The 13,455-nt window shown below is 73.5% G+C and carries 14 protein-coding genes; 8 read left to right on the forward strand and 6 right to left on the reverse strand.

Annotated elements, in window-relative coordinates; genetic code table 11:
* Positions 1 to 12: 12 nt before the first annotated feature.
* Together AB0M76_RS26725 and AB0M76_RS26730 are read right to left on the reverse strand one after the other, a co-directional pair.
* The gene (locus AB0M76_RS26725; RefSeq protein WP_365955277.1) at positions 13 to 1,902 is read right to left on the reverse strand and encodes an AMP-binding protein; all 1,890 of its coding nucleotides are present in this window, start codon (positions 1,900 to 1,902) and stop codon (positions 13 to 15) included.
* Entirely contained in the window at positions 1,899 to 2,672 is a 774-nt protein-coding gene (locus AB0M76_RS26730) for an SDR family NAD(P)-dependent oxidoreductase (protein WP_365955278.1), read from the reverse strand. The genes AB0M76_RS26725 and AB0M76_RS26730 overlap by 4 nt, the downstream gene beginning before the upstream one ends.
* A 77-nt stretch (positions 2,673 to 2,749) precedes the next feature.
* Here AB0M76_RS26730 and AB0M76_RS26735 point away from each other — a divergent pair, with 77 nt between their 5' ends.
* From AB0M76_RS26735 to AB0M76_RS26750, 4 genes are all read left to right on the forward strand, one after another.
* A complete protein-coding gene (locus tag AB0M76_RS26735; protein WP_365955279.1) occupies positions 2,750 to 4,018 on the forward strand; it encodes a DUF1343 domain-containing protein in 1,269 nt (422 codons plus the stop codon).
* 115 nt (positions 4,019 to 4,133) lie between these two features.
* Positions 4,134 to 5,507, forward strand: a complete 1,374-nt coding sequence (locus AB0M76_RS26740; RefSeq protein WP_365955280.1) for a serine-threonine protein kinase — start codon at positions 4,134 to 4,136, stop codon at positions 5,505 to 5,507.
* 151 nt (positions 5,508 to 5,658) lie between these two features.
* Positions 5,659 to 6,279 carry a hypothetical protein gene (locus AB0M76_RS26745; RefSeq protein ID WP_365955281.1) on the forward strand — a complete coding sequence of 207 codons (621 nt, stop codon included), beginning with the start codon at positions 5,659 to 5,661 and terminating at the stop codon, positions 6,277 to 6,279.
* Positions 6,276 to 7,088 (forward strand): 3-keto-5-aminohexanoate cleavage protein, encoded by an 813-nt coding sequence (locus tag AB0M76_RS26750; protein ID WP_365955282.1) that lies wholly within the window; start codon positions 6,276 to 6,278, stop codon positions 7,086 to 7,088. The genes AB0M76_RS26745 and AB0M76_RS26750 overlap by 4 nt, the downstream gene beginning before the upstream one ends.
* Here the strand turns inward: AB0M76_RS26750 and soxR are convergent.
* A complete protein-coding gene (gene soxR, locus AB0M76_RS26755) occupies positions 7,069 to 7,512 on the reverse strand; it encodes a redox-sensitive transcriptional activator SoxR (RefSeq protein ID WP_323139602.1) in 444 nt (147 codons plus the stop codon). The two genes, AB0M76_RS26750 and soxR, sit on opposite strands and share 20 nt — an antisense overlap.
* Before the next feature lie 122 nt (positions 7,513 to 7,634).
* Between soxR and AB0M76_RS26760 the strand changes: the two genes are divergently transcribed.
* Positions 7,635 to 8,096: a MaoC family dehydratase gene (locus tag AB0M76_RS26760; RefSeq protein WP_365955283.1), complete on the forward strand. Its 462-nt coding sequence runs from the start codon at positions 7,635 to 7,637 to the stop codon at positions 8,094 to 8,096.
* Here AB0M76_RS26760 and AB0M76_RS26765 read toward each other — a convergent pair.
* The 3 genes from AB0M76_RS26765 to AB0M76_RS26775 all read right to left on the reverse strand — a co-directional run bounded on the left by AB0M76_RS26765 (position 8,087) and on the right by AB0M76_RS26775 (position 10,354).
* Positions 8,087 to 8,740: a TetR/AcrR family transcriptional regulator gene (locus AB0M76_RS26765; RefSeq protein ID WP_365955284.1), complete on the reverse strand. Its 654-nt coding sequence runs from the start codon at positions 8,738 to 8,740 to the stop codon at positions 8,087 to 8,089. The two genes, AB0M76_RS26760 and AB0M76_RS26765, sit on opposite strands and share 10 nt — an antisense overlap.
* A gap of 91 nt (positions 8,741 to 8,831) precedes the next feature.
* Positions 8,832 to 9,122 carry a YiaA/YiaB family inner membrane protein gene (locus AB0M76_RS26770; protein ID WP_030294243.1) on the reverse strand — a complete coding sequence of 97 codons (291 nt, stop codon included), beginning with the start codon at positions 9,120 to 9,122 and terminating at the stop codon, positions 8,832 to 8,834.
* Positions 9,123 to 9,202: 80 nt separating this feature from the next.
* Complete coding sequence (locus AB0M76_RS26775; RefSeq protein ID WP_365955285.1) at positions 9,203 to 10,354, reverse strand: acyl-CoA dehydrogenase family protein; 1,152 nt, start codon at positions 10,352 to 10,354, stop codon at positions 9,203 to 9,205.
* Between the two features lie 86 nt (positions 10,355 to 10,440).
* Here AB0M76_RS26775 and AB0M76_RS26780 point away from each other — a divergent pair, with 86 nt between their 5' ends.
* The 3 genes from AB0M76_RS26780 (at position 10,441) to AB0M76_RS26790 (ending at position 13,454) form a co-directional block, all read left to right on the forward strand.
* Positions 10,441 to 11,085, forward strand: a complete 645-nt coding sequence (locus tag AB0M76_RS26780; RefSeq protein ID WP_365955286.1) for a TetR/AcrR family transcriptional regulator C-terminal domain-containing protein — start codon at positions 10,441 to 10,443, stop codon at positions 11,083 to 11,085.
* Positions 11,086 to 11,316: 231 nt separating this feature from the next.
* Positions 11,317 to 12,171 (forward strand): tetratricopeptide repeat protein, encoded by an 855-nt coding sequence (locus AB0M76_RS26785; RefSeq protein WP_365955287.1) that lies wholly within the window; start codon positions 11,317 to 11,319, stop codon positions 12,169 to 12,171.
* Positions 12,172 to 12,206: 35 nt separating this feature from the next.
* The gene (locus tag AB0M76_RS26790) at positions 12,207 to 13,454 is read left to right on the forward strand and encodes an FAD-dependent monooxygenase (RefSeq protein WP_365955288.1); all 1,248 of its coding nucleotides are present in this window, start codon (positions 12,207 to 12,209) and stop codon (positions 13,452 to 13,454) included.
* Position 13,455 lies beyond the last annotated feature (1 nt).

Consider the following 13,455-nt stretch of genomic DNA (forward strand, 5'->3'; position numbering starts at 1 on the left):
GTACGACTCTTTTCAGCCGCGGTCGCGCAGTTCCCGTCGCAGGATCTTGCCACTCGTCGTCTTCGGCAGGACAGGCAGGATCTCCACTTGCCGCGGGTATTTGTACGCGGCGATGCGCGCGGCGCAGTACGCGGACAGCTCCTCCGGCAGCGCCGAGGTGCCGGGACGCAGGCTCACGTACGCCTTCACGCTCTCCCCGCGGTACGGGTCCGGGACGCCGACCACGGCCGCCTCGCGCACGGCGGGGTGGGTGTAGAGCACGTCCTCTACCTCGCGCGGCCAGACCTTGAACCCGGAGGCGTTGATCATGTCTTTCTTGCGGTCGACGACGTAGAGCCAGCCGTCCGCGTCCATGAACCCGACGTCGCCGGTACGCAGTTCGCCTTCCGGGAAGGCCTTGGCGGTGTCCGCCGGCAGCCCCCAGTAGCCGGGGACGACCTGGGGCCCGCGGACGGCTATCTCGCCGGTCTCGCCGAAGGGCACCTCGCCGCCCTGCTCGTCCAGGATCCGTACGAGCGTGTCCGCGCCCGGCAGGCCCACGGAGAGGGTGCCGGAGGCGGGGTCCACCGGGGCTTCGAGGTGCACGGGCACGGAGGCGCAGGGCGCGGTGCACTCGGTGAGGCCGTAGCCGTTGCGCAGGTAGAAGCCGAAGGCGGCGCGGAGGCGTTCGACGAGGGCGGGCGGGAGCGGGGCCCCGCCGGAGGAGATCACCTGGAACGAGGCGAAGTGGTCCGGGGCGACCTCGGGGTGGGCGGCGAGGGCCATGAAGGCGGTGGCCGGACCGACGGTGTAGGCGGGGCGGTGCTCAAGGAAGGCGTCGAGGACGACGCCGGCGTCGAAGCGGTGGGCGAGGACGAGGGTGCCGGCGTTGGCGAAGCAGGCGCCGAGCTCGCAGACCATGCCGGTGATGTGGAACAGGGGCGCGAGGGCGAAGTACGCGGCGCCCTCGGGGAGCGGGTGCCCGGTGACCTGCCGTACGGCGTTGTGGGTGAGCGCGCCGTGCGGGTTCATGGCGCCCTTGGGGGTACCGCTGGTGCCGGAGGTGTAGCTGATGAGCGCGGTGTCGGCGGCGGTGAGGCCGGGGTCCGGCGGGGCGGGGTGGCCCTGGCGGGCCACGGCGGTGAGGTCGGCCGGGGCCACCCCGCGGGCCGGGGCCGGGATGCCGGGGCGTTCGGCGTCGGGGCGGGCGGGTCCGGGCTGCAGGGGTCCTGCCTTGGAGGGTCCGGCCTGTGGGTGCCGCTGCTGCGGGACCAGTCCGGCGATGCCTGCCTCCGGCGGGGCAGAGCCCGGCGCGGTCGGGTCCGGCGCGGCGGCGGAGCCCGGCTTGGCGGAGCCCGGCTTCGCGGAGCCCGGCTTCGCGGAGCCCGGCTTCGCGGAGCCCGGTTCCGCCGGGGCGAAGACGCGCGGGTCGTTCCGGGTCTGGAAGTCCCGGTCCGAGGCGGTCAGGGCGACCCGTACGGCCGTGCCGCGGACGGCCTCGGCCACGTACGCCGTCCACGCGCGGCCGTCGCAGACCAGCGCGGAAGCCCCCGAGTCCCGCAGGATGTGCCCGATCTCGCCCGCTTTGTACATGGGGTTGAGCGGGACGACCACCGCCCCGGCCTTCCAGGCGCCCAGGACGGCGAGCACGAAGTGCGGGGTGTTCTGCAGCATGACGGCGACCCGGTCCCCGCGGCGGATGCCGTGCACGGCGAGGTGGCCGGCGACGGAGTCGGAGAGCGCGTCGGTCTCCGCGTAGCCGATGCGGCCGTCGAAGTAGGCCAGCGCGGTGCGCTCCGGGGCCCGGGCGACGGCTTCGCGGAAGGCGTGCAGCACGCTGGGCGGCGGGGAGACGGGGGCGCGCTGGGCCGGGCCGAGCAGCCCGAGCCACGGCTTGGCGGCATAGCCCGAGGGCCGGGTCACCTGGTCTCCCACTTCTGCTGGAGGTGGTTCATGCTGCCGAGCCAGCGGTCCGGTTCGGTGGCGCGGGCGGCGTAGTAGTCCGCGACCTCGGGGTGCGGGAGGATCAAGAACCGGCCCTTCTCCATGCCGTCGAACAGTGCGTCCGCAACCGCTTCCGGCTCGATCGCGGTCGGCGTGAGGACGAGTTCGCCCGCCGAGCCCGCGGCCGTCAGCATGTCGGTGCGCACCCCCTGCGGGCAGATGGCATGGACCTGCACGCCGCGGTGGCGGTAGGTCAGCGAGAGCCACTCCGCGAAGGCGAGCGCACCGTGCTTGGTGACACTGTACGGCGCCGCCCCGATCATGGTCAGCAGCCCTGCGGCCGAGACGGTGGACACGAAGCGCCCGCTCCCGCGCTCCAGCCAGTCGGGCAGCAGCAGCCGGGCAGCGCGGACGTGCGCCATGACGTTGGTGTCCCAGGCCGCCTCCCACACGGCCTCGTCGGCGAACGCGTCGCCGCCCGAGGCGAGTCCGGCGTTCGCGCAGTAGACGTCCACCCGTCCGCCGAGCGCCTCGCGGGCCTGCGCCACGACGGCCGACGCATCGCCCGGGACCGCGATCGCCCGGGCACCGATCTCGCCCGCCACGGCGGCGGCCTTGGCGGCGTCGAGGTCGTTGACCACGACCGTGGCCCCCTCGGCGGCGAAGCGGTGGGCGAGGGCGGCGCCGATGCCGCCGCCCGCGCCGGTGACGACGACTCGCTGGTCCTGGTACGCGCTCACGGGGATCACCTTTCATGGCCGGATGCCGGGCAGACTAACCGGTCGGTATGTCGGGGTGGAAGAGGGCAGGCGCATAGCGTGGCCGGATGACGCTGTCACGACGGGGGCTGTTGGGGCTGGCGGGGACGACGGGGGCCTTGGGGACTCTTGGGGCGGTGGGCGCGGGGCCCGGCCGGGCCCCGGACCAGCCGGCGGAGGCAGCCGACCGGGTGCGCACGGGCTTCGAGCAGCTCGCCGCGGACGGCTACGCGGTGCTCGCCGGGCAGCGGATCGGGGTGGTCACCAACCCCACCGGGATCACCGCCGACGCCCGCCACCTGGTCGACGTACTGCATGCGGACGCCACGGTGAACCTGGTGGCGGTGTTCGGGCCGGAGCACGGGTTCCGCGGGACGGCGCAGGCGGGCGATTCGGAGGCGGCCGGGCGCGATCCGGCGACCGGGCTGCCGGTGTACGACACGTACGGCAAGAGCGGGCAGAAGCTCGCGGACGTGTTCACGGCGGCCGGGATCGACACCGTCGTCTTCGACATCCAGGACGTCGGGGCGCGCTTCTACACCTACATCTGGACCCTGTACGACTGCATGCGCGCGGCCGCACTGGCCGGCAAGACGGTGGTCGTACTGGACCGGCCGAACCCGGTGGGCGGCCGGCGGGCCGCCGGGCCCGTACTGGAGCGCGCGTACGCGAGCGGCGTGGGCCGGGAGCCGATCGCGCTCGCGCACGGGATGACGGTGGCCGAGCTGGCCCTGCTGTTCAACGGGGAGTTCCTGGCCGCGCAGCCGGTCAGGCTGAGCACTGTACGGATGACCGGGTGGCGGCGGGACTCCTTCTTCGGGGCGACCGGACTGCCCTGGGTGCCGCCGAGCCCGAACGTGCCGACGCCGGACACGGCCCTCGCGTACGCCGGCACCTGCCTGTTCGAGGGCACCAACCTGTCGGAGGGGCGCGGTACGACCACGCCGTTCGAGGTGGTCGGCGCGGAGGGCGTGGACCGGCGGTGGGCGGAGGCGGCCCAGGCGCTGGGGCTGCCCGGTGTGTGGTTCCGGGAGGCCTACTTCACGCCGACGTTCTCCAAGTTCGCCGGGAAGGTGTGCGGCGGGGTCCGGCTGATCGTGCACGACCGGGCGGCCTTCGATCCGGTACGGGCCGGGATCGGGCTGCTGATGACCGCGAAGCGGACGTGGAGCGGTTTCGCGTGGCGCACGGACCACTGGATCGACCAGCTGACCGGCTCGGACCGGGTCCGGAAGATGGTGGACGCGGGGGCGGGGGTCGAGGAGATCGCGGCCGACTGGGCGGCGGGGCTGGAGCGGTTCGAGGCGGTGCGGGGGCGGTACCTGCTGTACCCGTGAACCCGCGTGAATCCGCGTGAATCCGCGTGAATCCGTGGGCGGCAGGGGTCTGGCCGGGTAGGGGCGGCAGCAGGATGCTGGACGGCACCGGAGAGACGGCGCGGAGGGGGACCTCATGTCGGATGCAACGGCGTCGAGTGGCGGGATCGGGGTCGGTCCGTACGCGGAGCTGACCTTCGACTCCGACGGGGACGTGGACCGGAGCACGCAGGACGCGGTGGCCGCGCTGGAGGCCACCGATCTGCTGGTCTTCGCGCACGGCTGGAACAGCGACCGGTCGACGTCGATCCGGCTCTTCGACCGCTTCTACGCGCCCTTCCCGGGACTGGTGGGGCCGGGGGTCCGGCTGGGGTACGTGGGTGTCGTCTGGCCCTCGATCCGGTTCTCGGACGAGCCGATTCCGGACTTCGACCCCCACGCCACGCTCGCCGAGCCGAGCCACGGGACGGCGCTGGACCCCGCCACGCTGCGGGCGCTCGGGGAGTTCTGGCCGGGTCGGGTGGCGGAGCTGGACCGGGTCGCCGAACTGCTGGAGGACCGGCCGGAGTCGGCGGCCGCGTTCACCGAATTCGGCGCGCTGGTACGGGAGCTGGCGGGGGTGGATGCGGTGGACACAGCCGATCCGGCGGAGGCGTCCGACGCGACCGCCTCGGGTGTCGCGGGTGGCGCAGCCGTCACGGCCGTCGCGGTCCCTGCCGTGCGGGACGTGCCCGCCGTCTTCACGCACGACGTGCTGGAGGTGTGCCGTGCCTTCACCGAAGGGCTGATCGAGGCGGGCGCCCTGCCCGGAGGCGCCGCCGAGCCCGGCTTCTCCGTCGGCGGCGGCCTGCGCGCGCTGTGGAACGGCGCCAAGGAGCTGCTGCGGCAGGCCACGTACTACCAGATGAAGAAGCGGGCCGGGGTCGTCGGCGAGCGCGGCCTCGGCCCGGTACTGGCCGAACTGGCGGGCCACCGCCCGGCCCTGCGGATCCATCTGATCGGCCACAGCTTCGGGGCCCGGGTGGTGTCCTTCGCGCTGCGCGCGGTGCCGGACGGGGCCCGGTACGTGAAATCGGCGACCCTGCTCCAAGGGGCCTTCTCCCACTACGCCTTCGCCGACCGGCTCCCCCACGACAAGGGCAGCGGCGGGGCGCTGCGCGGGATGCAGCGCAGGGTCGACGGCCCGGTGCTCGCCTGCCACTCCCCGTACGATTCGGCCCTCAAGGTCTTCTATCCGCTGGCCTCCCGGATGGCAGGGGATTCGGCCGGTCTGCTCGGTTTCGACGAGCGGTGGGGCGCGATCGGTCACGACGGGGTGCAGGCGGTGCCGGGCGCGCCGCGGATCAGCCTCGACACCGCCTTGCGCGAGGGGGTTCCGGAGGCCGGTTGCGTCAGTGTGGACACCGGGTCCGTGGTGCGGCGCGGCGGTCCGCCCTCGGGGGCGCACAGCGACATCTGCCACGAGGAGCTGGCCCGGCTCGTGGTTGCTGCGGGGCGCATGGGGCGCTGAGTTCCGGCCATGTGCCACCCGCACGCCTCGACCGCCCCCGCATGCGCCCGCAGCTGACCGGGCATGTTGGGCACATCTCACGGTGCGTCGTCGTTCGACGTAATACGACGCCCCCCGGTGCGGGCGTGGGCGCGACGGAGGTGAAGGTGTCATGGCGGGATTCCGAAGTCTGGCGTACCAGGTGCGGGACGCACGCAATGACCGTGCCCTGCGGCGCCACTCGCTGCGCCGCTGCCTGGAGCGGTTCGCTCCGTACGGGCACCGGGCGACGTGGTGGCATCTGTGCGACCGGCACGGGATCGCCCCCGAGGACCGGGGGGCCGATCCGCTGCGGCTGGTCGCGGCGTTGGAGGAGCTGGAGGAGGCGCGGGCGGTGTGGCTGGAGTACGAGCGCCAGTTCGCGGAGCGGCGCCGGCGGGAGAAGTACCACGGGCTGCGCCGCCCGGAGTGGGCGTGGGGCGGCAGCGGGGATGCGGTGGTGCGGTGCGCCGATCCGGGGGTGCGGCCCGACGGGACGCTGGGCGAGGTGCTGCGGCGGCTGGTCACGGCACTGGAGTCGGAGCCGGGGACGGGGTGCCCGGTCTGCGGGGAGCAGGAGCTGCGCTGGCCCGCGCACGTGCCGGGGCAGAGACGCAGGCCCCGCGCGGGGCATGGCAACTGGGAGGGGGCGTGGGCCTGGGACGGGCCGGTGTGCGCGGGCTGCGGGATCGTCGTGCCGCGGCCGGCGCTGGCGGGCTCGGCCACGGATCCGGCTTCGGCGGGGGCGGCATGAGCCTGCGGGGGCTTCGGGTGTCGGCGCCGGTGTCGGTGTCGGTGTCGGTGTCGCTGAACGGCGGGCGCACTGCCGCCGACGGCGGTGCCGTGCCCCTGTCCCCGCCGGACGTGGTGGAGTCGGCCCTGGGGGCGGTCGCCGCCGGGGCCGGGGAGGTGCTGGTCCATCCGCGGACCCCGTGCGGCCGGGAGAGCCTGTCGCCCCGGGTCGTCGGGCCGCTGCTGGAGGCGGTGCGGGGCGCGGGGGTCTCCGTACCGCTTTCGGTGTCCGCGGGCATCGGGGCCGAGCCGGATCCGGCGGGGCGGCTGGAGCGGGTCCGGTCGTGGACGGTGCTGCCGGACCGGGCGGTGGTGCATTTCGCGGAGCCGGGGGCCGAGGAGCTGGCCGAGGCCCTGCTGGCGCGGGGCGTGGCGGTGGACGCGATGGTTCCGCTGGGCGGGGAGGGCGCCGGGCCAGGGGCTGAGCCAGGGGCGGTGGAGCCGGCTCCGGGTGCGCTTGCGCGGTTCCTGGCCTGGCCGGTACGGGACCCTGCGCGGATCCGGCTGGCGGTGGAGCTGGCGGTGGCCGATCCGGCGCTGGTGGCGGGGCTGCGGTGGCTGCCGCCGGTGCCGCTGCTGCTGTTCGGGCGGGAGACCGCCGCCTGGCCGGTGCTTCGGCTGGCCGCGCGGTGCGGTGCGGGCGCACGGATCGGCGTGGGCGACGTACTGCACCTGCCGGACGGGCGGCGGGCGCGCTCGAATGCCGAGCTGGTGTCGGCGGCCCTCGAGGCGGCCGGTACGGAGAACGCCGCTACAGCCTGGAGCCGGTGAGCTGGTCGCCGAACTTGTCGTCCGGGTTGGACAGGGCGCAGTTCTTCAGCGAGAGGCAGCCGCAGCCGATGCAGTCGGACAAGTGGTCGCGCAGGCGCATCAGCCGGGTGATCCGCTGGTCGAGCTCGGCGCTCCAGGCCTCCGAAAGCCGGGCCCAGTCTTCGCGGTTGGGCGTGCGCTCCTCGGGGAGCTGGGCGAGTGCGTCGCGGATGGCGGCGAGCGGGATGCCGACGCGCTGGGCGGCGCGTACGAAGGCCACCCGGCGCAGTGCGTCGCGGCTGTAGCGGCGCTGGTTTCCGGCGGTGCGACGGCTGCTGATCAGGCCCTTGGTCTCGTAGAAGTGCAGCGCGGAGACGGCCGCCCCGCTGCGGGCGGACAGCTGGCCGACGGTGAGCTCGTGGATTTTCTCGGGAATCTTCGGCACGACGCCGAGGGTAGTCGGCCGGGCCGACATTCGTTGACAGACGTGTCGTTGACAGATACATGCAGCCCCAGCATGCTGAGCAGCGCTGAGCAAGCGCTTATTCGCCAGGGAGAGGGAGACGCATGGCCGAGCCGAGGATCTTCACGTCCGCCGAGGAGCTGCACGCAGGGATCGGGGAAACGCTCGGTCCGAGCGGCTGGCTGGAGGTCGACCAGAAGCGGATCGACCTGTTCGCCGATGCCACCGGCGACCACCAGTGGATCCACGTGGACCCGGAGCGGGCCGCGGGCGGACCCTTCGGCTCCACCATCGCCCACGGCTATCTCACCCTGTCGCTGCTGCCGAGCCTGGTGCCGCAGGTCATGCAAGTCGAGGGCATGAAGATGGGCATCAACTACGGCACGAACAAGGTGCGTTTCCCGGCGCCGGTGCCGGTCGGCTCCCGGCTGCGCGCCACCGTCGTGATCACGGAAGTCACGGAGGCGGGCGGCGGCGTCCAGGTCGCGGCGACGGTCACGGTCGAGCGCGAGGACGGCGACAAGCCGGTGTGCGTGGCGGAGTCGGTGTCCCGCTACTACTTCTGAGGCGTTGCGAAGGCGGGAGCGTCAGGGGCCGCGCCCACCATGCGCAGGACGAGGTCGGCGTAGAGCGCGCCGACCTCGTCGGGCGTACGGTGGCCGGCCGTGCTGAACCAGCGGGCCACGTCGATGCACAGGGACAGGACGGCCAGGGTGGTGCCGGGGACGTCCGGCACATCGAACTCCCCCGCCGCGACCCCGTCGGCGAGGATGCGGCGCACGGCGGCATCGCTCTGCCGGCGCAGTGCCACGATCTCGGAGCGGTGCTCCGGAGCGAGAGCGTCGAGCTCGTACTGGACCACGCGAGCAGTGGTGTGGTGTGCGGCGTGCCACAGCACGAACGACCGTACGGCGGCGTCGAGCCGTTCGGCGGCCGAGCCCGGGCCGCAAGCGGCGGTCTCCAGGATCTCGAGCGCCTTGTCGTGGCCGATCCGGCTGATCCGGTGGAGCAGCTCTTCCTTGGTCTTGTAGTGGATGTAGAGCGCGGCCGGGCTCATCCCGGCCCGCCCTGCGATGTCACGCGTGGTGGTGGCGTGGTACCCGCGCTCCGCGAACGCTTCGACGGCGGCGACGAGCAGCCGCCGCGCGGCGTCGGGGGTGACCTCCGACCACGGCCGGTAGCCGCCGGTCGTCTCCTCCACGCTGTCCATCGCTCGCTCACCCTCTTCGTCCTGTGGAAGGAACACCCTACCGGAGGGTGAGCAAGCGCTTAGCGGACTTCGGCGACAGAGCGGCCGGCACTCAGACCTTCGGCTGGAAGGGGTCGTAGTCGGCCATGATCTTCTCCATCCGGGCCTGGTCGACCCGGCTGACGATCTGGGTGAGCTCCTGGCGGTCGCGGATCACCTTGGCGAGGGTGAAGGCCGAGGTGGTGAGGTAGAGGACGGCGATACCGAGGAAGGCGCGGACCCAGCCGTCCACCTGGAGGTTGTAGATTCCCAGGGCCACGGCGCAGATCGCGATGCCGAAGGACGCGACGGCCTGGCCGTAGTACGCCGTCGAGTTGCGCTGCTTGACCGGTGTCTCGTTCATGGACCCAGCATCGGGCGGCGTGACCGGAGCCACATCCGCACACGTACTCAGATGCGTACTCAGAACGCATGACGCAGGAGTCAGAAGGCGGAGACGCCGGTGCGGGCGCGGCCGATGAGCAGCTTCTGGATCTGGCTCGTGCCCTCGTACAGGGTCATCACCCGGGCGTCGCGCAGCAGCTTGCCGGCCGGGTACTCGTCGATGTAGCCGTAACCGCCGTGCACCTGGAGGGCGTTGCTCGCGGCGCGCACGGCGGCCTCGGAGGCGAAGAGCTTGGCGGTGGAGGACTCGGTGGCGAAGGGCTGCCCGCGGTCGACGAGGTCGGCCACCCGCCAGGTCAGCAGCCGGGCCGCGTCCACGTCGACCGAGATGTCGGCGATCAGCTCCTGGACCAGCTGGTGGTGGGCGATCGGCTTGCCGAACTGCTCGCGCTGGGCGGCGTACGAGACGGCGGCGTCCAGCGCCGCCTGAGCGATGCCGACGCACCCGGCGGCGACCGACATCCGGCCCTTGGCGAGGGCCGACATGGCCACGGAGAAACCCTTGCCCTCGGGGCCGACCATCGCGGATGCGGGGACCCGGACGCCGTCGAGGACGAGTTCCGCGGTGGCCTGGCCGCGCAGGCCGAGCTTGCCGTGTATCTCGCGCCGGGTCAGGCCGGGGGTACCGGTGGGGACGAGGAACGCGGAGATCCCGCGGTGGCCGGGCTCGTCGCCGGTGCGGGCGAAGAGGAGGACCACGTCGGCCCAGGTGCCGTTGGTGATGAACATCTTGCTGCCGCTGATCACGTACGCATCCCCCTCGCGCACGGCGCGGGTGGTGAGGCTGCCGGCGTCGGAGCCGGTGCCGGGCTCGGTCAGCCCGAAGCAGCCGAGTGCGTCGCCCGAGCAGAGGCGGGGCAGCCAGGAGCGTTTCTGCTCCTCGGTCCCCCAGGCGGCGAGGGTCTTGGCGACCAGGCCGAGGGAGACGGAGACGATGCCGCGCACGGCCGAGTCGCCGCGGCCGAGCTCCTCGGTGACGAGGACGTAGGCGAGGTGGTCGCCGCCCGAGCCGCCGTACTCCTCGGGGACGGTCAGCCCGAGGAAGCCGAGATCGCCGAGCTTCTTCACGATGGCCCGGTCCACGCTCTCGGCGCGGTCCCACTCGGCGGCGTACGGGACGATCTCGCGCTCGGTGAACTCGCGGGCGAGCCGGCGTACGGCCTCCTGCTCCTCGCTCAGCTCCAGGTTCACCGGGCACCTCCGGGTGTGGCGGCGTGGACCGGCACACGTTAACTAGCACCGGTAGTTTATGGCGGGCAGGCCCTACTATGTGGCGCATGGCCAGACCGCGCAAGCCCCTCCTCAGCCGAGACCGCATCGTGGAGGCGGCGGGCGCGCTGGTGGACGCGGAGGGGCTGGAGGCGGTTTCGACGCGGCGGCTGGCGGCCGCGCTGGGGGTCAGCGGACCCTCCCTCTACAACCACTTCCGCACGAAGGACGAGATCCTGGACGCGGTCGCGGACGCGGTGAGCGCGCGGGTGGACTTGTCGATGTTCGAGCCGGGGGCGGGCCGGGACTGGCAGGCCGCCCTGCGCGACTGGGCGCAGTCGTACCGGGACGCGCTGTCCGACCATCCGAACATCGTGCCGGTGCTGGCGCGCGGCCCGGGCCGGCGCCCGGCCGGACTGAGGCTGGCGGACGCCGTGTTCGGCGCGATGACGGCCGCAGGATGGCCCCCGGCGCAGGCGACCCGGATCGGCGCGCTCATGCGGTACTTCATCCTGGGCTCGGCGGTAGGCTCCTTCGCCCGGGGTTTCGTGGACGACGAGGCGGCGTACGACCCGTCGGACTACCCCCACCTGGGCCAGGCCCACCTGCTGGCCGAGCGTCAGCGCGAGGTGGACGAGGGCGCGTTCGAGACCGGCCTGGCCGCCTTGCTGGACGGGCTGGCCCTCCAGTACGAGGCGCTGTCCGAGGCCTGAACGGCCCACCGCCGGCGCACCAGCGGTGAGCCGGTGAGCCGGCGGTGAGCGTGCGGTGAGCCGCCGCCGCGACTGTTGCCCCATCGCCGGATCCACCGAGGACCGGCCGCCGGGCAAGGGGCAGGACCATGGGGATGGACACGGGCATGGGCACGGGCACGGGCACGGGCACGCTGAACGGCAAGACGGCGCTGGTGACGGGCGGTTCGCGCGGGATCGGCCGGGCGGCCGGTGTGGCAACGGCACCGGGCGGCGGCCGAGCAGGCGCTGGCCGCCGCATGGTCGGGTGCCCGTCCGGCCCGCTATCCCATCGGCCTGTTCCTCTGGATGATGCGGAACGCGGCCGAGGCCGACGCGCAGAGCGCCTTCGCACTCGTCTCGGCCCAGCGCGACTGCCCCGAACCGTGGGCGCGGGCCACGGCCCGGTACGTGTCGGGCTTCGGGCCCCTCGGTGAGGGGGACACCGCCCTGGCCGAGGAGACCTTCGGCGCCGCCGCCCAAGGGTTCCGCGAGCTCGGTGACCGCTGGGGCACCGCCCTGGCCCTGGATGCCCTCGCCGGCATGGCGGGCGGGCGCGGTGACCACGTACGGGCCGTCGCGCTCACCGACGAGGCCCTCGCGCTCACCGGGCAGCTCGGCGCCCTGGAGGACAGCGCCGACCTGCTCGTCAACCGGGCCGACCAGCGCGTCGGCGAGAACCCGGCGTCGGCCCGCGCCGACTATGCGGAGGCCGCCGTGCTCGCCCGCCGCGCCGGCAGCCCCACCGGCCTGGCGGCGGCGCTGCGCGGACTGGCCGACATGGCCCTGCTGGACGGGGACCCGGCCGACGCGGAGCGGCTGTACGAGGAGGCTCTGGAGCGGGCCGACCCGCACTGGGTCAAGAGCGTCGGCACCCGGGTCCGTACGCTCGTCGGCCTCGGCCGCATCGCCGAGTCGCGCGGCGACCGTGCAGCGGCCCGGACCCGCTACCGGGAGGCCGCCGAGGCAGCGCTGAGGACCGGGGCCGACACCCCGGAAGCGCTCCGCCTGCTGGGCCTGCCCGCGGACGTCGCAGAACGCGTCGTCGAGGCGGTGAGCACGCGGTGAGCCCGTGGTGAGCCCTGCCGTGGAAGCTCACCGGCATGGACACCACAGAGACGAAGAACCTCAGCGTACTGATCTCCGGCGCCTCCGTCGCCGGCCCCGCGCTCGCCCACTGGCTCCACCGGTACGGCTTCACCACCACGATCGTGGAACGCGCGCCCGCCCTCCGCGACGGGGGCTACGCCGTCGACTTCCGCGGCGAGGCCCATCTGTCGGTCCTCCGCGGCATGGGCATCCTGGACGCCGTCGAACGGGCCCGGACCGGTATGGGCTCCATGGCGTACGTCAACAGCGCGGGCAGGCCGCAAGCGCAGCTGCCCGCCGACCTGTTCGCCGGAGACGTCGAGATCCTCCGCGGCGACCTGGCGCGGATCCTCTACGATGCGACCGCGGCGCACACCGAGTACGTCTTCGGAGACTCCGTCACCTCGCTCACCGAGGACGCCGAGGGCGTGACCGTCACCTTCGAGCGCGGCGCGCCGCGCCGGTTCGACCTGGTGATCGGCGCGGACGGGCTGCATTCCACCACCCGCCGCCTGGCGTTCGGCCCGGAGGAGCAGTTCGTACGGCACCTCGGTGTCCACTGCGCGATCTTCACCACGGCCAACCGGCTCGGGCTCGACCACACCGGACACGCCTACCGCACGGCAGGCAGGCTCGTCGCGATGTACAGCGCCCGCCACAACACCGAGGCCAAGGCCGTCTTCTACTTCGCCTCCCCGCTCCTGGACCTCGACCGGCGCGAGGTCGCGCGGCAGCAGGCCGTCCTCGCCGAGCAGTTCGCGGGCAACGGGTGGGAGAGCGACCGGCTGCTGGAGGACATGCGGTACGCGCCCGACTTCTACTTCGACTCGGTCGGGCAGGTCCGCACGGACTCCTGGAGCCGCGGCCGGATCGCCCTGCTCGGCGACGCCGCCCACTGCCCCTCGTCCCTGTCCGGCATGGGTACGGGACTCGCCCTGGTCGGCGCGTACGTGCTGGCCGGCGAGCTGGCCGCGGCGCGCGGAGACCACCGTGCCGCGTTCGCCCGCTACGAGGACGAACTGCGGGAGTACGCGGCGGGCTGCCAGAAGATGGGCGACGGCGTCGCCAGGCTCATGGTTCCCGGGAGCCGCCTGATGGCCACGCTCCTCAACCGCTACTACAAGGTCATGCCGTATCTGCCGGGGAAGGACATGGCGGCCAGGATCGCCCGCAGGACCGCCGAGGACATCACGCTGCGGGACTACAGCGAGTGGGACCGGCTCGGGCCGCGGAACCCCGCCCTCCCGAAGGCGGGCGGGTGAG

It is taken from the genome of Streptomyces sp. NPDC051364 (assembly GCF_040682115.1).
GTDB lineage: Bacteria > Actinomycetota > Actinomycetes > Streptomycetales > Streptomycetaceae > Streptomyces.

Excerpts from the sequence above, each read along its gene's own strand:
- AB0M76_RS26765 (WP_365955284.1), bottom strand. The coding sequence starts at position 8,740 with ATGGACAGCGTGGAGGAGACGACCGGCGGCTACCGGCCGTGGTCGGAG.
- AB0M76_RS26750 (WP_365955282.1), top strand. The coding sequence starts at position 6,276 with ATGAGCCTGCGGGGGCTTCGGGTGTCGGCGCCGGTGTCGGTGTCGGTG.
- AB0M76_RS26760 (WP_365955283.1), top strand. The coding sequence starts at position 7,635 with ATGGCCGAGCCGAGGATCTTCACGTCCGCCGAGGAGCTGCACGCAGGG.
- AB0M76_RS26740 (WP_365955280.1), top strand. The coding sequence starts at position 4,134 with ATGTCGGATGCAACGGCGTCGAGTGGCGGGATCGGGGTCGGTCCGTAC.
- AB0M76_RS26780 (WP_365955286.1), top strand. The coding sequence starts at position 10,441 with ATGGCCAGACCGCGCAAGCCCCTCCTCAGCCGAGACCGCATCGTGGAG.
- AB0M76_RS26735 (WP_365955279.1), top strand. The coding sequence starts at position 2,750 with ATGACGCTGTCACGACGGGGGCTGTTGGGGCTGGCGGGGACGACGGGG.
- AB0M76_RS26790 (WP_365955288.1), top strand. The coding sequence starts at position 12,207 with ATGGACACCACAGAGACGAAGAACCTCAGCGTACTGATCTCCGGCGCC.
- AB0M76_RS26770 (WP_030294243.1), bottom strand. The coding sequence starts at position 9,122 with ATGAACGAGACACCGGTCAAGCAGCGCAACTCGACGGCGTACTACGGC.
- AB0M76_RS26745 (WP_365955281.1), top strand. The coding sequence starts at position 5,659 with ATGGCGGGATTCCGAAGTCTGGCGTACCAGGTGCGGGACGCACGCAAT.